General features: G+C 43.7%; 16 protein-coding genes. 6 read left to right on the plus strand and 10 right to left on the minus strand.

The genetic code is table 11. The features are described 5' to 3' along the window. Positions 1-68 precede the first annotated feature (68 nt). The gene (locus VMW01_15970; GenBank protein ID HUW07747.1) at positions 69-998 is read right to left on the minus strand and encodes an alpha/beta hydrolase-fold protein; all 930 of its coding nucleotides are present in this window, start codon (positions 996-998) and stop codon (positions 69-71) included. Positions 999-1,198: 200 nt separating this feature from the next. Here VMW01_15970 and VMW01_15975 point away from each other — a divergent pair, with 200 nt between their 5' ends. From VMW01_15975 to VMW01_15990, 4 genes are all read left to right on the plus strand, one after another. Beyond that, entirely contained in the window at positions 1,199-2,353 is a 1,155-nt protein-coding gene (locus VMW01_15975) for an alpha-amylase family glycosyl hydrolase (protein HUW07748.1), read from the plus strand. A 152-nt stretch (positions 2,354-2,505) separates the two neighbouring features. Next, positions 2,506-3,786: a serine hydroxymethyltransferase gene (gene glyA / locus VMW01_15980; protein ID HUW07749.1), complete on the plus strand. Its 1,281-nt coding sequence runs from the start codon at positions 2,506-2,508 to the stop codon at positions 3,784-3,786. Positions 3,787-4,039: 253 nt separating this feature from the next. After that, positions 4,040-5,083, plus strand: a complete 1,044-nt coding sequence (locus VMW01_15985; GenBank protein HUW07750.1) for a WG repeat-containing protein — start codon at positions 4,040-4,042, stop codon at positions 5,081-5,083. A gap of 3 nt (positions 5,084-5,086) precedes the next feature. After that, complete coding sequence (locus tag VMW01_15990; GenBank protein ID HUW07751.1) at positions 5,087-5,839, plus strand: sulfite exporter TauE/SafE family protein; 753 nt, start codon at positions 5,087-5,089, stop codon at positions 5,837-5,839. A gap of 78 nt (positions 5,840-5,917) precedes the next feature. Here VMW01_15990 and VMW01_15995 read toward each other — a convergent pair whose 3' ends face one another. The 4 genes from VMW01_15995 to VMW01_16010 are packed head-to-tail and all read right to left on the minus strand — an operon-like array spanning position 5,918 to position 12,511. Continuing rightward, a complete protein-coding gene (locus tag VMW01_15995; GenBank protein HUW07752.1) occupies positions 5,918-6,721 on the minus strand; it encodes a TonB family protein in 804 nt (267 codons plus the stop codon). A 2-nt stretch (positions 6,722-6,723) separates the two neighbouring features. After that, positions 6,724-7,119 carry a biopolymer transporter ExbD gene (locus VMW01_16000; protein HUW07753.1) on the minus strand — a complete coding sequence of 132 codons (396 nt, stop codon included), beginning with the start codon at positions 7,117-7,119 and terminating at the stop codon, positions 6,724-6,726. Between the two features lie 11 nt (positions 7,120-7,130). Continuing rightward, positions 7,131-7,826 carry a MotA/TolQ/ExbB proton channel family protein gene (locus VMW01_16005; protein HUW07754.1) on the minus strand — a complete coding sequence of 232 codons (696 nt, stop codon included), beginning with the start codon at positions 7,824-7,826 and terminating at the stop codon, positions 7,131-7,133. Between the two features lie 56 nt (positions 7,827-7,882). Beyond that, positions 7,883-12,511 (minus strand): translocation/assembly module TamB domain-containing protein, encoded by a 4,629-nt coding sequence (locus VMW01_16010; protein HUW07755.1) that lies wholly within the window; start codon positions 12,509-12,511, stop codon positions 7,883-7,885. Between VMW01_16010 and tsaD the strand changes: the two genes are divergently transcribed. Then, the gene (gene tsaD, locus VMW01_16015) at positions 12,510-13,544 is read left to right on the plus strand and encodes a tRNA (adenosine(37)-N6)-threonylcarbamoyltransferase complex transferase subunit TsaD (GenBank protein HUW07756.1); all 1,035 of its coding nucleotides are present in this window, start codon (positions 12,510-12,512) and stop codon (positions 13,542-13,544) included. The two genes, VMW01_16010 and tsaD, sit on opposite strands and share 2 nt — an antisense overlap. Here tsaD and VMW01_16020 read toward each other — a convergent pair. After that, positions 13,541-15,862, minus strand: coding sequence for an ABC transporter substrate-binding protein (locus tag VMW01_16020; protein HUW07757.1), 2,322 nt, complete (start codon positions 15,860-15,862; stop codon positions 13,541-13,543). The genes tsaD and VMW01_16020 overlap by 4 nt on opposite strands. 98 nt (positions 15,863-15,960) lie before the next feature. Here VMW01_16020 and yaaA point away from each other — a divergent pair, with 98 nt between their 5' ends. Beyond that, on the plus strand, positions 15,961-16,725 hold the full coding sequence (yaaA, locus tag VMW01_16025) for a peroxide stress protein YaaA (protein HUW07758.1): 765 nt from the start codon (positions 15,961-15,963) through the stop codon (positions 16,723-16,725). A 55-nt stretch (positions 16,726-16,780) separates the two neighbouring features. Here yaaA and VMW01_16030 read toward each other — a convergent pair whose 3' ends face one another. The 4 genes from VMW01_16030 to VMW01_16045 are packed head-to-tail and all read right to left on the minus strand — an operon-like array spanning position 16,781 to position 21,113. Next, positions 16,781-17,962 (minus strand): class I SAM-dependent rRNA methyltransferase, encoded by a 1,182-nt coding sequence (locus VMW01_16030; protein HUW07759.1) that lies wholly within the window; start codon positions 17,960-17,962, stop codon positions 16,781-16,783. Beyond that, positions 17,959-18,558 (minus strand): 3'-5' exonuclease, encoded by a 600-nt coding sequence (locus VMW01_16035; GenBank protein ID HUW07760.1) that lies wholly within the window; start codon positions 18,556-18,558, stop codon positions 17,959-17,961. Before VMW01_16035 ends, VMW01_16030 begins: the two co-directional genes overlap by 4 nt. After that, positions 18,558-19,172, minus strand: a complete 615-nt coding sequence (locus VMW01_16040) for a DUF5063 domain-containing protein (protein ID HUW07761.1) — start codon at positions 19,170-19,172, stop codon at positions 18,558-18,560. Before VMW01_16040 ends, VMW01_16035 begins: the two co-directional genes overlap by 1 nt. Positions 19,173-19,205: 33 nt before the next feature. Further along, a complete protein-coding gene (locus VMW01_16045) occupies positions 19,206-21,113 on the minus strand; it encodes an ATP-dependent DNA helicase RecQ (GenBank protein HUW07762.1) in 1,908 nt (635 codons plus the stop codon). Between the last annotated feature and the right edge of the window lie 67 nt (positions 21,114-21,180).

The following is a 21,180-nucleotide window of genomic DNA, read 5'->3' on the forward strand; positions in this document are numbered from 1 at the left end:
CTAAAACGGCAGTCCCTTTTTAAAATGGGGCTGCCGTTTTTATATTTAGTTGTTTGGTGCTGTTGAAACTATTCTTGTTTCAATAGAAATTCCAATGGAATATTCAACCGATGGTTCCAAGACCTTTCTGAATGGTTGTCGCCCGTAAATTTTCGAGTAATCCAGTTAACGTTTGAATACCCTTTGCTTGCAATAATTTTATCTGCTTGGAGTTGGTAGGGCTCGTAAAGGGAATCTAGCGTTTTGGTTCCATAGTCGAAGTATAGCTTGTGCGTTTTTGGAGAGGGTAAATGACTTTTCATATAGGCCAAGAAAGCCTCTGGTATTGGATTGTTCTTTGTGGAAAAAGTTCCAATCCAGTGAGTGGAAAGGCCGGCAGCCCCACCAAAAACTCTGGGGTATTCACAAATGGCATACATCGAAATTAGCCCGCCCATGCTCGATCCGGCAATAAACGTATTCTCTCTATTGGTGAATGTCGAGAAATGGCTGTCGATGTAGGGCTTTAATTCTTTTACTATAAACTTCAGGTAGCTATCTGATCTTACCTTGCCATCGAAAAGGGCACTCTCACCGTTGCGCTTGGTGGAGTTTATTAGGGAGTCCTTAAATGTTTTTGGGAGCGATTCGAATGGCTTTTGTGGGAGGTAGTCGGAATGCCGTCCCTTCCCTGAGTTCCATATACCTATAACAATACAGCTTCGAATCTTTCCCTCATTCATCAACTTACACATGGTTTCGTCAACGCCCCACTCCTGATGGTTCCATGTTATGGTGGAGTCGAATAGCATTTGACCATCGTGCATGTAGAGTACGGCGTATTTTTTAGCAGAGTCGTAGCTCTCTGGGAGCCAGACATCTACATTGCGGGCAGCGATGTATTTTGATTGAAAATTCTCTATTTGAATGATCTTTCCACATGATGCAGTAGGTACTTGACCTTCGGCAATGATTGTTGCAAGCGCAAATGCAGTAAGGAGGGGAATAAACTTCTTCATACTTAAAAGATTGATGTTACTATTGTGTGCAACATAGAGTTAATTCTACAAAGGTATTTATTGTGTTTAATCGGGAAGAGACAACCATTATTTTCCTTGATTAAAAAATAGGATGCACATATTGAACCTTAATTATTGCGCTATTCACTTTCATTGAGTTTGTGGTATTTCTAGCTATTTTTACCATCTAAATAGTAGGTATGACAACCTGGCTTAGCGGTGCAGTAATTTATCAGGTTCTGGTGGATCGGTTTGCAAATACTACCGAAATGAAACCTGATAGAGGCGAAAATGAGTTCCTTGGGGGAACTCTTAACGGAACACGAGATAAACTACCCTACCTGCAGACCATGGGCGTTAATTGCCTTTGGCTATCGCCTTTCTATCAAACAGATGCATACCATGGATACCACATTACCAACTTTGATGAGGTTGATCCTCATTTTGGAACGCTTGCCGATTTAAAGTCTTTAGTTGACGATTGCCATAGGCGGGGAATGAAAATAATTGCCGATTGGGTTCCCAACCATTGCTCAACTCAGCATCCCTTTTTTCAGGCAGCGCTCAAGGATAAAGATTGCCCGTATCGGGAGTGGTTTTACTTCAACAAGGGTACCAAGAGCTATCGATATTTTTTGCATTATCCAGAGTTGGCCAAGCTTAATCTAAATAACCCTATGGCGCGCCGCTACATGCTAAACAATGCTCGTTACTGGCTTAGCATAGGTCTTGATGGGTTTCGTATCGACCACGCCATTGGGCCAGGAATGGGCTTTTGGAAGGCGCTTCGCCGGTTGGTAAATAAGGAGTTTCCTGCGGTGGTTCTGTTGGGGGAGGTGTGGGGTGCCGGAATTGCTCCAGCCGATTTCTCAACACTTGGAATGCTGCACAAGCAGCGTCGCCGCCGATGGGGCATTAACCAGCAAGAACTTCAGCTGGACTACCAGGCGGTGTTCCACGGGGTGCTCGATTTTCATTTCGCCCACCTGCTGCGCACCCATTTTTCAAAACAAGGCAAGGTTAATGCAGATTTAATGGCTGCCTGTTTGGACCATTTTTCGTTAGGCTATTCCAACTCGTTTCTGCCGGTTCTCTTTCTCGATAATCACGACCTCGATCGCTTTTTGTTTGAGTGCGAAGGAAAAAAAGCTAGGTTGGAGACCGCGTTGTCGTTTTTGTTCTCATTTCCTTATCCTCGAGTAATTTATTATGGAACGGAGGCATTGATGACCCAGCGTCAATCCATTCTTCTGCCTTTGCCCAATGCCGACTTACAGGCACGTCAGCCAATGGATTGGAAATCAGTTGATACCAACATGGTAGATCTTATCCACCAATTGACCTCCATCACTTGATATTGGATAAACATATTTTCAAGTATAATGCATAGGCTAATTAATTATCGCAATCGATGGAAAAGGCGGTTAATCTGTTGTAAAAAATCTTTTTATAGTTTCAAACTCGAACCAAAAACTATACTTTTACCTCAAATTCAAAAGTAGTAAACATGACTAGAGATACGCAGATATTTGATCTTATTGCTAAAGAGCGCGAGCGTCAAATGCATGGTGTTGAATTAATTGCTTCTGAAAACTTTGTGAGCGAACAGGTGCTGGAGGCAATGGGCTCTGTGCTTACCAACAAGTATGCCGAAGGTTATCCGGGTGCCCGTTACTATGGCGGTTGCCAGATTGTGGACCAAACTGAGCAGCTGGCTATTGACCGGTTGAAGAAACTTTTTAATGCCGAGTATGCCAACGTACAGCCACACTCCGGTGCACAGGCAAACATGGCCGTATTCATGGCCTGTCTAAAGCCTGGCGACACATTCTTGGGTTTAGACCTTTCTCACGGCGGTCACCTTTCACATGGTTCGCCAGTAAATATGTCGGGCATTCTCTACAATGCTGTTTCCTACGGAGTAAAGGAAGAGACAGGTCGTGTTGACTATGAGATGATGGAGCAAATGGCCATTGAGCATAAGCCAAAACTTATTGTGGGTGGAGCCTCAGCCTATTCTCGCGAATGGAACTACGAGCGTATGCGTGCAATTGCCGATAAGGTAGGTGCGTTGCTCATGATTGACATGGCCCATCCGGCCGGACTTATTGCAGCTGGTTTGCTCGACAATCCGCTCAAGTATGCTCATGTTGTTACCTCCACCACCCATAAAACGCTGCGTGGTCCAAGAGGTGGCATCATTTTAATGGGTAAAGATTTCCCTAACCCCTGGGGTTTAACCACACCAAAGGGTGAGATTAAGATGATGTCGCAGGTGCTCAACTCTTCTGTTTTCCCTGGTATTCAGGGTGGGCCGCTGGAGCATGTAATTGCCTCCAAGGCGGTTTCGTTTGGTGAAGCATTGCTTCCCGAGTATAAAGTTTACCAAGCACAGGTTAAAAAGAATGCCGCTGTTATGGCAAAGGCATTTATGGATCTCGGCTATAAGGTAATCTCCGGTGGAACCGATAACCACTCCATGCTCATCGACCTTCGGACAAAATTCCCGGATATTACTGGAAAGAAGGTTGAAAATACCTTAGTGTTGGCCGACATCACCATTAACAAAAATATGGTTCCTTTCGATAGCCGCTCACCTTTTCAAACCAGCGGATTACGCGTTGGAACACCGGCTATAACCACCCGTGGGTTGAAGGAAGCCCATGTGGAAAAGGTTGTTGAATTTATCGACACTGTAATTGCAAATATTGATAGTCAGGCTACTCTCGATTCTGTTAGGGCAGAGGTGAATAAGCTAATGAACGATTTTCCGCTTTTTGCTTGGTAAAAATAGTCTGTATTGCAAAATTAAGAACCGGGTATTTCCCGGTTCTTTTGCTGATAACCCATTCATAAGATACCCTTATCGTGTAGTAATTAGGCTGGATGTTGTATAATCTCTAGCATTTTTTTTAAAAGGGAAAAAATCTTCACATAATCAATAAGTTAGAATCAAATTCTCTAAAGGTTGAAATAGTTAAACATCGTTTATCTGTTTAAGAAGTTTTTTCAATAACTTAGAGTCCTTAAGCAAGGCTTGCATGAAGCACATTCTACACCATCGCATGATTCGGATTTCACTTATGCTGCTTGGCTTTTTGCTATTGCAGACAAATACTTTTCCACAGAAAGTGGGCGGTAATGGCTATGATTATTTTGGCGAGTTTGTCAATGGACGGGCATTTGTTTACTCAGGAGGTTACTGGGGCATTATCGACGAAAACGGGAATGAAATAGTTCCCCCAAAGTATACTAAAATCTATCCGTTCTATAAAGGTCGTGCAAATGTGCTGGTTAATGGTAATTGGGGAGTCATAGGTGAGGATGGAAAGGAGATAATTCCACCCATCTATACAAAAATATATCCCTTCGAAAATGGAAGAGCGTTGGTGTTGGGTGATGGTAAGTTCGGCATTATCGATGAAAGCGGAAAGATTATAGTTCCGGTAATATATGTTCGTATTGCGCCATTTGTAAGGGGGCGAGCTATGGTATACCGCGATAAGCATTGGGGGATGATTGATTCCCTAGGACGGGAGGTTATTCCGCCAAAATATGATAAGGTTGGTCCGTTTAAGGAGGGATATGCCGAGGTATGGCTAAATATGAAGGTTGGTTTGGTTGATGAGATGGGTAAGGAAATTGTTCCTCCACAGTATGAGAAGATAACCGAGTTCCAAGGAGGTAAAGCTTTGGTATTCATCGAAGGCAGAATTGGAGTAATTGATCAAACTGGCAAAGAGTTGGTTCCATCGGCTTACAATAAAATTGGTCCATACGTTAATGGACGGGCCATAGTAGTTAAGAGTGGCAAGTTTGGTATTCTTTCTCAGGATGGGAACGAGATACTGCCTCCAATTTACGATAAGATTGGTCCATTTGAAGATGGTCGTGCAGTGATTTATAAAGATGGTCTATGTGGAATTATTTCGGAGGAGGGCAAGATCACTGTTTCGCCCCGTTACGATAAAATAACCTTTATTAAGAACCATCGTGCCAAGGTGCTGCTGAATGGGCGTTACGGAATTATTGATGAGGCCGGAAACGAAATAATCTCTCCAAGGAAGAAGAAGAAAGAATATTAGTTCATGGAGTGGTATACCTACCTCTTAATAGTGGTTGCTGGCTTTATTGCTGGATTCATCAATACGCTTGCCGGTGCAGGATCGTTGCTCATTTTACCCTTGCTCATTTTTATTGGATTGCCGGCTACAGTTGCGAATGGAACTAACCGCATAGGAGTTCTACTTCAGAGCATAGTGGCAACAAGAAGTTTTAAGCAGAGGAAGCTTTTTGTATGGTCAGAAGCGGTAGAATACCTAATCCCCGCTTCTGCTGGGGCATTAGTGGGTGCCTCACTGGCTGTATCGCTCAACGAGCATTTAATGCAGCGCATTATAGGTGGGTTGCTGATATTCATGTTTTTTGTTGTGCTCCACAAGCCTGAGCGGTGGATATCTGATGCAAAACCATTGAACTTAAATCCGTTAATGCGTATTCTTCGCGGAGGGGTGTTTTTCTTGGTGGGTGTTTACGGTGGATTTATTCAAGCCGGAGTAGGATACTTTCTTTTAGCTTCATTTGTTTTTCTTACGGGGTCCAATTTGGTTAAATCCAATGCACTGAAGGTACTTCTTACCATGGTTTTCACTGTATTTGCCTTGGTGATATTTATGATCAATCACGAAGTGGACTACTTTATTGGTTTACTACTTGGGGTAGGTAGCATGACCGGTGCTTGGCTAGCTGCAAAATTGGCAATTACTAAAGGAGCAATTTTTGTTCGATATTTTCTGTTGGCAACGTTGCTCCTGTTTTCAGTAAAATTGCTCTTCTTTTAGTTGCATAAAATTATAGAGACTAAAAATCCAGAAGATTAGGGATTGGTTTGTTAACCTCACAATTTTTTTTGGAAAATGCTATTGCAATCTGAAGTTGTAGGTGATAGTCCCAGTTTGATATGGTGGGGCATCTTGTTTTACGTTAAACTTTGCTTTTAACGCGGCATCCTTAGCTGCTTCAAAAAGTTTTTCATCCTGCACAGTGGATCCTTTGATGGTGGGACTTGCCTTTACCACATTACCATTTCTATCAACGGTGATTTCAACCACTACTTTGCCCTCGGCTTGTGAATTGTATTTTGGTGAGGGCAAGGTTAGGTAACCTCTACCCGCAAGGCTAAACGAGGGAACATTACCATTTCCGCCACCAATTCTGTTGCCAGTAAGCGGTGAACCATTGGGGTCGCCTTGGTTTCCTTTTCCACCAACTTCACCTTCGCCTTGGTTACCACCGTCGCTCTTCTGTCCCGGAAATAGTGCTTTGGGATTAACCTTTGGCTGAGGTTTGGTTTCGGTATCTTTGCTTTTATTAGTTTCAGTAGGCTTTGTAGCTTCCTTCGTAATTTTCAGTTTTGGGTTTTTCTTTGTTTGCTGTTTTTTTACTATAACTGGCGCATCTTGGTAGTCCTGAGTCATTGGAGTTTCTTCGTCGGCTGGCTTAACTGCTGCAGCAACTGCTAGTTTTGGCTGAACATCGGTTGCTGGTTCAATCCGTCCTAACCCAGTATTGTCTGTGCCAAAGTTGATGAGAATACCAGCATTATCCTGTGGCGGTGTTGATGCGCCAAGGTTTATGAGAATAAGTATTAGCAGCAGTGCCACATGAAAGGAGATGGTGGCTGCTAACCCTTTAATTCTGTCAACTGGTTTTGTCTCTGTCATGCCTATTGTTCTGCGCTAGTTGCTAGTATTAGTTTGTAGCGATTGTTTCGAGCAATATTCATTACCTTAACTACCTCATCGATGGGCACGCTCTTATCTGCATGCAAGGAAAGCGTTGGATCTTCATCATTCATCAACTTCTGTTGAATAACGCTTTCCAACTGAGAAAAGGGAACGGGGGTGGACTCAACATAATAGGTCAAATCCTTGGTGATGGAGACGGTGGTCATAGGTTTCCCCTTCACCTGGCTATTGCTGCGAGGAAGCTGCAACGGCAAGGCGTTGGGCGAAATAAGGGTGGAGGATAGCATGAAAAATAGAAGTATCTGAAACACCATGTCCGACATGGCAGACATACTAAACCCACTTTCAATCTTTACACTTCGCTTTAGTCCCATTGGAAAATAATTTAATCAACCGGTTCATTCAGGAGGTCCATAAACTCAGTGGTGTTGCGCTCCATATTAAAGACTACTTTTTCAACCTTAGCAACAAGGATGTTGTAGCCAAAGTAAGCGAAAATACCAACGAATAGCCCACCAACGGTGGTAACCATGGCAGTATAAATACCACCAGACAATAGTCCCATTTCAATATTACTTCCCGCTTTCGACATTTCAAAGAAGGCCTGGATAAGACCAATTACGGTACCTAAAAATCCAAGCATTGGTGCTCCACCAGCAATGGTTGCCAAGGTTGGAAGGCCTGCCTCCAACTTGGATATTTCGAGGTTACCCACATTTTCTATGGCAGTGTTTACGTCGGGAAGTGGTCGTCCTATTCGCTGAATTCCCTTCTCAATCATTCTGGCAATGGGTGTTTCCTTCGATTGGCATAAGGCTTTTGCTGCATCAATCTTATCGTCGTGAATGTATTCCTTTATCTGGTTCATAAAGTTGAAGTCAACCTTTTGAGCCTTGTAGATGGCTGAGTAACGTTCGCTAAAGATGTAAACAGCAATTACCGATAGAACGGCTAGCACAATCATTATCCATCCGCCTTTTACGGCTAGATCCCAAAGACCAAGAGTGTTTTGGCTTGCTGGAAGGCTTGTCGCTACCTGTGTAAGTGGTTGCGCTTGAAGCAATAACAAAGAGATACTCATATGTGTAGTTGTTTTTAATTGCACGAATTTACAAAAAAAACGACAGTTTAACGTTTTTATTTTGTTCCAACACCAGTGGTGTCTGCGCTGCTTTGGTCTTTAACTCTAGGCTCTACCGGTAACGTCCCATTTTGATTGGTTGTGTCGGCTGGCGGAAGGTTTTTCTTGGCTTTTTTGTCTTTTTTACTTCCGAAAATCTTCCTCCTTAAATCGCCAAGGTTGTTGAACTCCTCCCGGTAGGAGATACCAATGCCTTGAGTATTGGGTGAACGCTCATAAATTAGGTTGTCGTTGGACCGTGTAAACCCCTTTACACTAAGTTTCGGGGTAATTTTGTATTCAATGTCAAAGTCGCCACCTAGTCCATTCCCTGATGTTTTGCTATTGCCACCCATATCCACATTGCCGTTAACGGTCACCCGATCGTTAAATAGCTGGGTGGAGATGGCTACCTCAACCTCGTCGTTAGTTACTTGGTCTCCTGGGCGATACTTGAATCCCACATCGAATGTTTTGCTTAGCTGTGAGAGCCAGTTGCTCAGCTGATTCGATAGGAACTCGCTTGCGGTTACACTTACGCTGGCTGCTCCAAAACTTTGGCCTGATACTCCGTTCTGGTTCTGCATTTCGTTGAAGGCCATGTCGGGAAAAAAGCTATTGATGACCAGCAGGGAGAGGAATTGTTTACTAACTTTTTCATCGGTGTTCAGCGCATTCAAAACCTTACCTTGGGTTTCTGCATCAATATTTGGAATGTTGATGTTGAATTTAATGGTTGGCTGCATTAACTTATCGGTCATCAGAATTTGGCATTCCACAGGTATCCGACGTTTATACACTGCGCTGGTATCGTTGAGCAAATCGCTTAACGCCGCTTTTAGCTTATACACTGCTTTAATGTCGACGCTGGCATTAGAAGCGTCTCCATTCCAGCGAAGGGTGCTGCCGTTATCAATTTTAAAGTGTTTGTTAATTACGTTCTGTAGGGTGAAGAGGTAGTCTCCTTGGTCGATAGTGTAGTCACCATATATCTTGAAGATGTCCTGATTAGGGTTGATCTCCATCTTTAGATTGCCATTGCCGGTAGCCTTGATTATGTCACCAACTTTTGGGTCGATAATGATCTGGGCCTCTGCGTTCGTATTAACGTTCAAGTTTAAATTAATATTTAGCTGCATCTGATCTTCCGCTTTTTCCTCCTTCTTTTCCTCTATAACAATTTCATCAGTTTTTGGTTTTACAATAGTTAAGAAGTCGGAGTTGCTTACCTCGTTGGCTGAATTAAGCGGAATCATCATACTGGTGTTCTTATCTGTAGTGGCATTGGCCTCTATGAGCAGGGCGTCGGCATTTCCCGATATTGTTGCTGTTCCGCTTGCGTATGCAAGGCCATAGAAAAGTTCGTTGTTGCGTTGGGTAGTGTTGATGCACTGTAAGTTTTTGAGGCCTAGATTGATTTTGTAAAAAATATTACTGAAGTTATTATGGGTAAAAGTTGCATCCAAAGAGGCCTTGCCCCCCTTAGAATCTAATAATTTCCCATTTTTTATGGACACCTGTCCATTCCTGATCTCAATTGGGGCATCAACTTTGTAATGCGTATTGAGGTAATCCACCGTGAATCCAAGGTTGTTCGTCTTTAGGTTGCCATTGATTACCGGTGACGAAAGTTTGCCAGTAACGCTTATTTCCCCTTCAAGCCCACCTTCAGGTTCAGAGAGAATGTCGGCAAGGAATGGGCTGAACCTCTCCATCATAAGTGAGTGAATTTCTGCTTTCAAATTCAGGTTATCCTGCTTGGGCTCGTAGCTTCCATCCAGCGTAAAAAGGGTGGTGTCGTTTCTCACTGTGGTTACGGTAACCATAAACTTCTGCGATTCATCATCCCAAAGGCTTTGGATTTGAGATGTGCCCACCAATTTGTCGTTTACTTTAAGATCTTTGAGATAAAGGTTCGAGGAAAATATTGGATTGTCAAACAAATCTCCAATTTTAGCATAGCCGTTAATGATACCCTGGAAGTTGTAGCCTGTTGATTCTGTCAGAAAATTGATGTTTGAAATGTCGATGTTGTTAAATGAAACCTCAATGGAGTCAGTTACCATGCCACCGGCCTTTCCGGAAATGGCAATGCTCTGATGCTTGTTGTATAAATTGATGTTGTGGAAGGCGATTAGGTTAGAGTCAAGGTCAACGGAGGAGCCTCCAATGCTCCATGTAGTATCGTTTAATATCAAGTCAGATGGATCGAAGGTGATTCTTGCTAAAGGTTTGGTTGAGTCACCTCTTTCTAGGAGGTTTATTCTACCCAATATAGTTCCACTATTTTTTTTGTCACTCTGATTATCCCAGTCTAATTTGAATTTTGAGATATTATTGGCGGTAGTGGTGGCAAAGTTCACCTGCTGAATTTGAATACCACCAGCGTCGAGTTGATTTGCTGTAAAGCCAACTTTCAGCAATGAGTCAACTGTTTGGGCTGTAATGGTGAGCTCTTTCATTTTATTGTCGTCGAGGCCAATTTCGGGAAATCGAGCTCTGATATTGACGGTCTGGAGAACAGGGTTGTAGATAGAAAAAATTGTTGAGTTGCTGCCAATCAAAAGGCCGGGCACAATGTCGCTAAGCATTTCGCTACCAGCTTTTTTGACATTTATTCTCAGCATGTAAGTTTGGTCGGAATTTCCCTCTTCAGATTCGGCTACAGTAGGTGGTTGTGAGCTTTGCTTAGCTTGCATGGCCGGTAAGTACTTCTGAAAAAAATTGACCAATGATACAGAGATGTTTGCAAAGCTATATTTGCCCCGAAGTTCTGCATCAACCATGTCCGATTTAAGGCTCAGGCTATGGCTGAAGGCACTGCTGGCTGCTTTGAGCTCAATGTTGCCAAGCTTATGGTTATGGGAAGAGGAGCGATAAATTGGGTTCTGAATACTCAGCTCCCCGTTGAGGTTGTCGAGGCTGTTGCCCGATAGTTTGGAGGAGAGGCCAAACGACAGAAGAGACAAGGTATCTTTGTCGTACATATTAAGATGGAAGAGGTCGGCTTTTGCCAAAAAGAGAGAGAAATCGAATACCGGCAGCTCCTTTGAAAAATCGATTTTACCGTTCAGGTTAAACTTTAAATTGGGGTCCTTGCTCACAATACTACCATCAAACGAACTTTCAGTAGCCTTTCCATCGAAGAAAATGTCACTATAGGAGTATCCTTGAAGATCGAGTCTATCAATTTTGGCAGTTACATTGGCTTCAACGTGCTGCTTGAAGTAGTAGCCTTTTCCCTTAATACTGGCCGTTACCTTTCCGAGCAGTGTGTCTGCCAGCAACTTTTCGGCATCCAACTCCTTAAATTGTAGGCTTCCATCAAAAATTGTTCTTTTGTTTTGAGGCTTCATGTAGAAGTTGGCGCTCAGAAGGCCAGCGGCACTGTTTAGCTCTCCAAAGGTTACAAAGTTTTCTATGTAGCCGTTGAAACTCCACGAGAGATTGAAGGGGCTGTCCTTTTGTAGGTTGTTGGCAAACTGTATTCCATTTCCTGGTATTAGGTTATTGAGGATGGTCTCAACCTCTTTGGGTGTTGATGTGAGCGATTCAATGTTGCATAGGATGAGCGTGCGATCAATGTCGGGTAGCCCTCGCATGATGAAAGAGGTTTCGAGAGAGGTTTTTTGAAGTGTTCTGACCTTCACCTTTTTAGCGTTAAGGTTTGCCACAGGACCATCCACATCGAGGTCGATAAAGTAAACACCTTTTATCTTTTCAAAATCAGGAACGAAGTAGCTAAGGGTTTTCATATCGAGCACCGACTGTGGTATCAGTCCTCTCATTTTTACCTTGTTCACAAAATCATCAAAGTTGGCGAGGCTGTCGTAGGAGAATTTTAGTTCTTGTAGATGAAGGGACGTGTTACCCGCAATTAAATCTCCCTTATAGATCGACATCGATTTTGGGGTCATTAGGTAAAAGCCGGAAAGCTTATCGAGCTTAAATCCCGATTTTTCTTCCAAATTGATATAGTCTATGTAGCACGAAAGGCTATCACCGCTTGTTCTAAGGTCAGAAATATTAAGGTTCAGGTGGCTGACGCGTAGGTCATCATAGTTGACTCCCCATTCTGGTTTATCGTTATTTTGCTGTTTGTATACAAAGTTCAAATCCTCAATGGCGAGGCTATTTAGCTCAATTTTCCAGTTGGGGTTTTCCTTGGAGGTTGAGGTGGTATCGCTCGGAGAGCTGAGGGCATCCACCAGAAAATCAAAATTTGTCTTGCCTGTGGAGTCAGCATAAAGTTTTCCGGTGGTCGATTTTAGGAGAATGCTGCCAAAGGTAACGCTCCTCTTTTTGAAGTTAATGCGTGTTAGTTTTGCTGCTATTTCTTTGGAAAAGAGCAATGTATCCCCGTTTTGATCGGCTACAAAAACATTTTTCAGAACAAGGCTGTTGAATGGTCGAAAGCTTACTGCTCCAATGGTTATGGTTGTATTAAGCCGGCTGCCAAGCCCCTCAGCAATAGTTTTGGTGAGATATGTTTGAACCTTGGGACTCTGGAGAAGCAGGAAGCTCCCCCCTGCTAAAAGCAGGATGATGCACCCAAAGGTAATGGCCGAAATTCTTAGAATTTTTTTGATACTTTTACCAAGTATTAACTTTACAAAAAAAGCAAAAAAAAAGGTAAACTGAACCATGATTAGTAGTGAAAAGTGTGTTGTTGTTCTAGGTATTGAGAGTTCGTGCGACGATACCTCTGCTTCGGTCCTTCGCAATGAGTATATTTTGTCAAACGTGATTGCCAACCAGGACGTGCATAAGCAGTATGGTGGCGTAATTCCAGAGCTCGCTTCTCGGGCACATCAGCAAAATATTATACCAGTTGTAGATCGTGCATTGAAGTTGGCAGGGGTTGCACATGAGGAGGTAGACGTTGTTGCGTTTACTAGAGGTCCTGGACTTCTTGGATCGTTATTGGTAGGTACATCCTTTGCAAAGGGGTTGGCGCTCGGTTTAAATATACCCATGGTGGAGGTTAATCACCTTCAAGGGCACATTTTGGCTCATTTTATTAAGGAGGAGGGAAAGGAATTGCCCCATCCCAAATTTCCATTTATTTGTATGCTCGTTTCCGGAGGTCATACTCAGCTGGTGCTGGTAAATGATTACCTCAACATGGAGATTTTGGGCCAAACCCTTGACGATGCTGCCGGAGAGGCTTTTGATAAGTGTGCTAAGGTGATGGGACTACCTTACCCGGGTGGACCAGTTATTGATAAGCTGGCAAAAGAGGGAAATCCCAAAGCATTTGTTTTTAATAAACCGTCCATCAAGAATTTTGATTACAGCTTTAGCGGTTTGAAAACATCGTTCCTCTACTTCTTGCGTGATGCTGTGGCTACCAATTCCAACTTTATTGAGGAGCACAAAGCCGATCTTTGTGCATCGCTGCAGGCTACAATAATTGATATCTTGTTTGACAAGTTGGTGAAGTTGGCGAAGGAAAAGAATGTTAAGGACATTGCAATTGCAGGTGGAGTGTCTGCAAATTCTGGTATTCGAGCAAGACTAGTTGAGGAGGGAGCAAAGCGGGGATGGAATGTTTTCATACCTGAGTTTCGCTATACCACCGATAACGCTGCTATGATTGCCATTGCAGGATACTACAATTATCTCCAAGGCAACCGCGCGGGGCTTGATGTTGCACCACTGGCCAGAATGGCTCTTTAACGGTTGTTCTCGTTAATTTTTACAGAAAATTCCAGCAACTTTTGAAATAGTTCTTCCTGTATTATGGGTTTTACTATGTAGTCGTCGCATCCAGCCTCTAGGCAACGGTAACGATCCTCCTCCATGGCGTAGGCTGTTTGAGCAATGATTGGCAAGTTGGGCTTCTCCTTTTTTATCATTCTGGTAGCGTCAAGGCCATTAATTTCAGGAAGTTTAATGTCCATCAACACCAGCTGGATCTGGGGGTTAAAGAGCGCAAAGTCGACAGCCTCACGACCATTTTTAGCAATAATGACAGTGGCACCCCTTTTTTCGAGCATAGCCTTCAGCAAAAGGCTGTTGCTGGGATCGTCTTCAACCACCAGAACAACAAGTTTTTCGAGCATTTTGTATGGGTAAACCCCCTCTTTGGGCTGCGGGTGTTGCTGTGTTGCAGCGATAAATGGAATGGAAATGTAGATTGAGGTTCCATTTTCGGCGCTTGTTTCGAACCATATGTTTCCGTTGAGCAACTTAATGAGTTCCCTCGATAGCGATATGTTTAAGCTGACGCCCTCCGCTAACGGTTGCATTGGTTCAGTGTAGACATTCTGGTCCTCGAGCAGCTGCCGCATCTCGTTTTCGGAAATTTCTTTATTTACTTCGCGAAGAATAAAAATTAGGTTGCCCGAATCTTCTTTTATTAGCAGTGAAACTTCTCCTTCTTCAATAATGCGAGAAAAGGAGTTTGCTAGGTTACATATGGCTTGTTTAAGTCGTCGCTCATCTGTTCTTATGTAGATTGGATTTGAAGGTGCCTCGATCTTAAATTGGACCTTGTCACGCAGCAAGGGCTCAACCTCCTCGTGGAGATAAGTAATGCACTCCTGCATAAGTTTGTCAATGCTGATTCTGCTTAGGCTAACCTTTAGATTCCCTGTTTGGATTTTTGATAGGTCAACAAGGTTATCGATAACCTTAAGTAGGTTTAGGCTGTTTTTTTGAATTATATCAAAAACCTCATGATACTTATCTTCTTCAATCTGACCCTTTTGCACAAGGTTGGAAAAACCTACGATTGCATTCATTGGGGTTCTAACTTCGTGTGAAAGGTTTGCTAGGAAGGTATCCCTCTGTTCGGCAAACCGCTTACCATCATGCATATGTAGGTTGAGCTGATTTCTCGACTGGAGAAGTTCTGCCATGGCCTTTTCCTTGTCCTTGCGTTCAACCTTGAAAAGAGCAATAGCTCTTCTCATATCTTTTCGGGTATTTTTTGTGGCAAAAAAGTAATAAATGGTCAGACCAATGGCAAGTAACATTAACCCGAAAAAGGTAAGGCTCAGTGGTATTAAATTTTTTGCGCGGCGTTCGTCTTTTTTAACGTAAATGAACTTGTCGAGCGACTTGTCCGATTTTGCTAGGCCAAGTTTATAGTAGGTTTGGGCTATCTTATTCCATCGCTTCTTATCCATGTGTCCAACTTCAATTATTCCCGGCATAATGTACTTGTCCAGCGTTTGAGCCTCAAAAAGCAAATGGTCCTTGATCTTTGTTGGGTTATATTTTTCAAGAATTAAATCGGCCATCTCCTCCTGATGGCTAAGCGCGTAATCCCAACCCTTCAGTGAAGCTTCAAGAAATTTATCAGCAGTATTGGCATGTTTACTGATGTAATTTTGGGTGGTAAAGAGGCAATCAGCATAAAAATTAATACCGTAATCATCGGGTGAAATGGTTACGTAGTCGATGTCGAACTTCTGCAAAAAGTAAGGTTCGTTAGATACATATGCATTGAGCGCATCTACCTTTCCCGAAAGTAGCTCGTTTAAGCTGAAGGATGGAGGTACAACTTTGTAATCCCCTTTATTAAGTCCTGCTTCCTTAAGCATGGCAAATATTTCGCCCGCATAGCCCGTTTCACCGACCATGATTGTTTTTCCTCGAAGATCCTTTGCCGAGGTAATGCCCGATGATTTTTTCACCAACAGCACCGAAGGTGAACGCTGGCAGATGGCGGCCATTACTACCACTGGCTCCCCGTTGAGGTAGTGCACAACAATACCTGAATTAGCTATACCAAAATCGTAGTTGCCCTTAACTACCTGATCAATGGTGTATGCTTCCGAGTCAGCCTCCTTAATTTCAACATCAAGACCGGCTTTCTGGTAGTATCCCTGAGCAATGGCTGCGTAGTATCCTGCAAACTGGAACTGATGCTTCCATTTAAGCAGGAGCTTTACCTTCTCAAGCGCGAGTGAGTTGGATGGGATTAGAGCAAGAAAAAGTGCTATAAGCGCTACAAAAACATGTTGTTTAAACTTTGTAGCAATAGACAATAAGTGGATATTTATTAACTTTCGTGTGAAGTTTCTGTTTCCCATGGGAACGTTATATCAACGCTAATTATTTGGCAAGCAAAATACTAAAAAAAGCTATGTTGACAATTTTATCACCGTCAAAAACAATAAAATTCACACCTCCAGAATATAAGGTTTCGGGGTCTCAGCCTAGGTATTTGCGCTATGCAGCAAGCCTAGTTCAACGAATGAAATCCATGGATATGGATGAAATCTCCACTCTCATGCAGATTAGTCCTGACCTTGCCCGACTTACTGTTGAGCGGTTTCAGCAGTGGCATACTCCTTTCACGGAGGCAAATGCTACTCCAGCACTCTTTACCTTTAGGGGTGACGTGTACGAAGGGTTCGAAGCCAACTCGCTATCTCTGGAGGATGTAGAGTTTGCTCATGGGTCAATTCGAATACTTTCTGGGCTGTATGGCGTTTTAAGACCGCTCGATTTTATGCAACCCTACCGATTGGAGATGGGGCGCAAGGTCACCACGAACGGCTTTGCCAATCTTTATGAGTATTGGGGCAATATGCTGGTAAATGATTTACTAAAAGAATTGGAAAGCCAAGTTATACCCGTGCTAATAAATCTTGCGTCGCAGGAGTATTTCAAATCCGTTGCGCCCATTGCAAAACAGATAAGGGTAGTTACCCCCAACTTTTATGAGTTGACTAGCGGAAAACCGCGAATGGTGGCCATTTATGCAAAGAGGGCCAGAGGGCTAATGGCGCGATTTGTCGTGAAGGAGCGTATTGAAGATCCTGAGCAACTTAAATTTTTTGAGGAGGAGGGTTACGTGTTTAGCCCAAATATCTCCAACGGCGACGCTTGGGCCTTTATTCGCTAGCACCTTGCTTCTTAAAATCCTTCTCTGTTGATTTATCTACAATTGCCTCACTTAACTATTCAACATACACTACCAATCCTTTAAGGTATTCTCCCTCAGGATGGTAAATGTTGATGGGATGATCAGCAGGCTGCGATAGCTGATGTAGAATACGCACCTTACGGCCAGCAATGGCGGCAGCCGTAAATACGGTATTCCGAAAATGTTCCTTGGTAACTACCTGAGAGCAGCTGAAAGTGAATAAAATTCCACCCGACTGGATTTTTGAAAGCGCAATGGTGTTGAGCCTTTTATACCCTTGGAGCGCATTGCCCAATACTTTGTTGTGCTTTGCAAAGGCGGGTGGGTCGAGTACAATGAGGTTGTATTTTTCCTCCTCCTTTCGGAAAAAGCTGAAAGCATCCTCCGCGAAAGCTTTATGTTGGGAAGCGTTTCCAAAGTTGCGTTCTACGTTGGCATTGGTCAGCTCAATGGCTCGCTTGGAGCTATCCACGCTATGCACTAGGTTGGCTTTGCCACGCAGGGCATAAACAGAGAATCCACCAGTATAACAAAACATGTTGAGCACGTTTCTTCCGGCACTGTAGCGTTCGAGCAACATGCGGTTTTCCCGCTGGTCGATATAGAAGCCGGTTTTTTGTCCTTCAGCCCAGTCAATGTCAAAATGCAAGTCGTTTTCTCTTGCCCACGAGGTTCCCAACTCACCAATAAGGAAGCCATCTTGTGGGTTGAGCCCAGCGTTAAAGGGCAGGGTGGTTGAACTCTTATCGTACACGGACTGAAGCTGCATCTCCGGAATGGCCATCAGCGATTCGGCAATGATTTGGCGGTTGCGGTACATGCCAACCGTATGGGCTTGTATTACGGCAGTGGTATCGTATATGTCGACGATTAAACCAGGTAGCCCGTCTCCCTCTCCATGGATAAGCCGAAAGGAGTTGGTGTGGCTGTTTTGCATTAGGCCTATTGCCTTACGCAGCTTTATTGCTTCCACAATTCTTTCGTGCCAGAAGTTATCGGTGAACTTTTCGGGTTCAAAGGTGAGCATTCTCACAGTTATGGAACCAATTTGGTAGTGTCCGGTTCCGATGAAGCTGTTTTCAGCAGTGAATACCTCTACTAGATCACCTTCAGCAGGACTTCCCTCAATGCGGGCAATTGCTCCAGAGAATATCCAGGGGTGAAACCGGAGCAGCGACTGTTCCTTGCCTCTTTTTAAGATTATGGTGGCTATCATGCAGGGGTAACTTTTTTATAACAAGAAAGTTTATTGTAAATCTGTAGGCACATGTATGCATCTGTTGCTGCGTAACGTTTTTGTGCCTCGGTAAGCGTGGTGTTTTCCCAGTTGGTGAGCTGCTGCGATTTAGAAATTCGCACGCCAAGCACAATGGCTGAAAGTTTCTTTAGGCTCTTGCCTTCAATACCAAAGGGAGTGCTGTAAGTTTGCAGTTCCATAAAGCCTCCTGGCGAAAATTCGGAAAGAGCACGCAGCGATCGTATATCATCTTTAATGCCTACGCCAATTTTCAGGATATTATTGCTGGCGAGCACTTCCTTTAACTGTTGAGGCATACCAGTGCTTCCTAGTTGAAATAGAAAGGCCTCTTCGGCTGTAGATAGCTGTAGAAGTGCCACATGGTTGTTTGTGCCTTTTCGAAAAGAGGGTCGAGTTTCTGTATCGAACCCCAGAGCGTCTTTTTCTAGCAGATAGTTAGCGGCACTCACAGCCTCCTCGGGCGTATTAATAGTTATGATTTTGCCTTCGAAGTGAAAGAAGGGTAGCAGCTCTAACTCCTCTTTCTCAATATTTTGTTTAAAACCTAGAACCATTATTTCTTTTTATACTCTTCTTGTTTCCTTGAGATTATCCAGTTGCTGGTGTCTTGCTCAACATTTTTTGCTTCTTCAGAACTAGAAAGGCTTTCTGGATTTTCGAGTAGCCGGTGTATGGTGCTCATGGTGGAGAGTACCTTTATACCCCAGTATCGCTGAAAATTATATTTAATCTCCCAGAGAGCATCGTTCATTATTTGCTCAGCTCCAATTTGGAAGAGGGAGCTGTAGTCTTTCAAGTCTTGGTATATGTCGGCAAGGTTTTCCGAGATAGAGGATACCTTGGCCTCATCGGTTTCGCTCTCCTCGTCCATGAGTTCCAAATAGCTGTCGTATTTGCCAATAATTGCGAGCAGACGATTGTGGATTGCTTGCCACTCTTCTTCTGTGACAAACTTTTCGTTGCCATCATCAAAGAGCAGCTCTGTTTGAGGAAGAAGCGTTGCTTTCATATATAGGAATGGCAACACTTTCTGGAGTGTGCTTAGTAGAGAGGCAACCTCTGTGCTCGTGGGATTTTCAATAAATTTACAAACCTCATTAGCAACAGTGGTAAATTCCAACACTGGCTTTGAATATACTAGCTGCCCGGCCCCTTCAAATTCTGTCATTATTCATTTTTTTATGGCGGCAAAGATACAAAACTATTGCGGATTACTCCAATGAAGATGGTTGTTGCTGAGTGTTAGCTTCTCATGGTCAAGTAGCCAACGAATAACTTTGGTGGTTTTATCTGAAGGAAATGCAAGGCTATCGGTTAGTTCCTCCACCGTTTGGCTTTTTGCAGCAAGGGCATCCTTAATTCCATTGAGGATGTTGTCGAATTCAACCTTGCTGAGGTCTATCTCGTTGCGCTGCTTGCATACATCGCACAGCCCACAGCGGTAGCTTGTATTTTCACCAAAGTAGGAGAGCAGCTGCTGGCTTCGGCATTTGGTAGTTGTCTCAGCATACTGAAGCATGGCTTCAATTCTGCCCTGGTAGCGTGTTTTGCGGTTCAGGTAGCTCTCTGGAGAGATGCGCAGGTTTTTATCGTCAAGCCGTTCCTCCTGCATAATCAGTAATGGAGTCCTTTTTTGTTGAAAGTAGCTAACAACGTGCAACTTATCAAGCATTTTTATCAACTCCTTCATCTCCAAACCTGTAATGCTTGCGCGCTTTGCAAGCGTATCTTCCTCTATTCTCACAAATCCGGAGAATAGGCCAGGGTAGGTTCTCAGCAGGAGCTTAATAACTTTGTCGAGGGCGGGGTTTGTTACCTGCAACTTGTAAAGCTCATTACGCTCCATAATAAACATCAACCTAGAGGGGTTGTCAATCTCTTCGGTTAGTTCGAGGTAACCCTCCATCTCCAAAATCTTGAGCGAGTTGAATGCTCTGAGTGCATTTAGCTTGTATGAGGATGCGAAATTTTGCAACTTAAAGTCGTGGACCGTCTCTTTCCCTCCGCCTAGGGGTAGCTGCAGGTAGTTACCCAGCGCATGGTAGGTGCTCTTTACCTCCTCAATGGGAGGGAAGGTGGTTTCAATCCGTTGTTTTAACTTTAGCTTGTCGCTAGGGCTATAGAGCAAAATGGCAAAGGCGGTTTTCTCATCACGGCCTGCTCTTCCTGCCTCCTGGAAATAGGCTTCTGGAGAATCGGGCAAGTCGGTGTGGACAACAAATCGCACGTCCGACTTATCGATGCCCATGCCAAAGGCGTTGGTAGATACCATGATTCGGATTTTTCCCTGCTTCCACTGATCCTGCTTAATACTTCGGGCGTCGGAACCTAGCCCAGCGTGGTAGTAATCGGCGGAGAACCCATGGCTGACCAACAGCTCAGCCATGTCCTTTGCCGACTGGCGATTCCGTACATACACCACACCGCTGCCGGGGATTTTCTCCACCAATTTAACAAGCAATTTTGGCTTATCTTCGGTTTCCCTTACTACATAAATTAGGTTCTTTCGCTCAAAACTTTTTTTCAACAAATTCTTCTTGCTGAATTGGAGCCTTTCCTGAATATCGATGGACACCTCTGGCGTTGCAGTAGCGGTGAGGGCTAGGATAGGAACATTAGGTATATAGCTCCTTATCTCCGCAATCTTCATATAGCTGGGTCGAAAATCATAACCCCACTGCGAGATGCAGTGTGCCTCGTCTACCGCGAGGAGGTTTACATTCATTCCCTTCAACTTGTCGGTAAAAAGTCTGGTACCCAGCCGTTCGGGCGATAGGTAAAGGAATTTGTAATCCATGGTAGCCGCTTTTTCCAGCACGTTGTCAATTTCGCGACGGCTCATGCCAGAGTGCACAGCTAATGCCTTAATACCCTTTTTTGCAAGGCTTTCTACCTGATCCTTCATTAGGGCAATGAGAGGCGTGATTACGAGACAAATACCCTCCTTGGCTAACGCTGGAACCTGAAAGCAGATGGATTTACCCCCGCCAGTTGGCAGCAGGGCAAGGGTGTCGTTGCCATCGTATACCGACTGAATTATCTCCTCCTGAAGAGGACGAAAAGAGGCGTAACCCCAGTAGCGTAATAGTATTTGGTTGAAGTTGTCCATTAATCACAAATGTAGGGTTTAACCACAACTTGAGCAAGAAGGATCAAGTGTTAAAAATAGTTATTTT

Source organism: Williamwhitmania sp. (assembly GCA_035529935.1).
Lineage (GTDB): Bacteria > Bacteroidota > Bacteroidia > Bacteroidales > Williamwhitmaniaceae > Williamwhitmania.

What these genes read in the sequence shown, in the direction of transcription:
- VMW01_15970 (HUW07747.1), bottom strand. Translation starts at nt 998, where the DNA reads ATGAAGAAGTTTATTCCCCTCCTTACTGCATTTGCGCTTGCAACAATC.
- VMW01_15975 (HUW07748.1), top strand. Translation starts at nt 1,199, where the DNA reads ATGACAACCTGGCTTAGCGGTGCAGTAATTTATCAGGTTCTGGTGGAT.
- glyA (HUW07749.1), top strand. Translation starts at nt 2,506, where the DNA reads ATGACTAGAGATACGCAGATATTTGATCTTATTGCTAAAGAGCGCGAG.
- VMW01_15985 (HUW07750.1), top strand. Translation starts at nt 4,040, where the DNA reads ATGAAGCACATTCTACACCATCGCATGATTCGGATTTCACTTATGCTG.
- VMW01_15990 (HUW07751.1), top strand. Translation starts at nt 5,087, where the DNA reads ATGGAGTGGTATACCTACCTCTTAATAGTGGTTGCTGGCTTTATTGCT.
- VMW01_15995 (HUW07752.1), bottom strand. Translation starts at nt 6,721, where the DNA reads ATGACAGAGACAAAACCAGTTGACAGAATTAAAGGGTTAGCAGCCACC.
- VMW01_16000 (HUW07753.1), bottom strand. Translation starts at nt 7,119, where the DNA reads ATGGGACTAAAGCGAAGTGTAAAGATTGAAAGTGGGTTTAGTATGTCT.
- VMW01_16005 (HUW07754.1), bottom strand. Translation starts at nt 7,826, where the DNA reads ATGAGTATCTCTTTGTTATTGCTTCAAGCGCAACCACTTACACAGGTA.
- tsaD (HUW07756.1), top strand. Translation starts at nt 12,510, where the DNA reads ATGATTAGTAGTGAAAAGTGTGTTGTTGTTCTAGGTATTGAGAGTTCG.
- VMW01_16010 (HUW07755.1), bottom strand. Translation starts at nt 12,511, where the DNA reads ATGGTTCAGTTTACCTTTTTTTTTGCTTTTTTTGTAAAGTTAATACTT.
- yaaA (HUW07758.1), top strand. Translation starts at nt 15,961, where the DNA reads ATGTTGACAATTTTATCACCGTCAAAAACAATAAAATTCACACCTCCA.
- VMW01_16030 (HUW07759.1), bottom strand. Translation starts at nt 17,962, where the DNA reads ATGATAGCCACCATAATCTTAAAAAGAGGCAAGGAACAGTCGCTGCTC.
- VMW01_16035 (HUW07760.1), bottom strand. Translation starts at nt 18,558, where the DNA reads ATGGTTCTAGGTTTTAAACAAAATATTGAGAAAGAGGAGTTAGAGCTG.
- VMW01_16040 (HUW07761.1), bottom strand. Translation starts at nt 19,172, where the DNA reads ATGACAGAATTTGAAGGGGCCGGGCAGCTAGTATATTCAAAGCCAGTG.
- VMW01_16045 (HUW07762.1), bottom strand. Translation starts at nt 21,113, where the DNA reads ATGGACAACTTCAACCAAATACTATTACGCTACTGGGGTTACGCCTCT.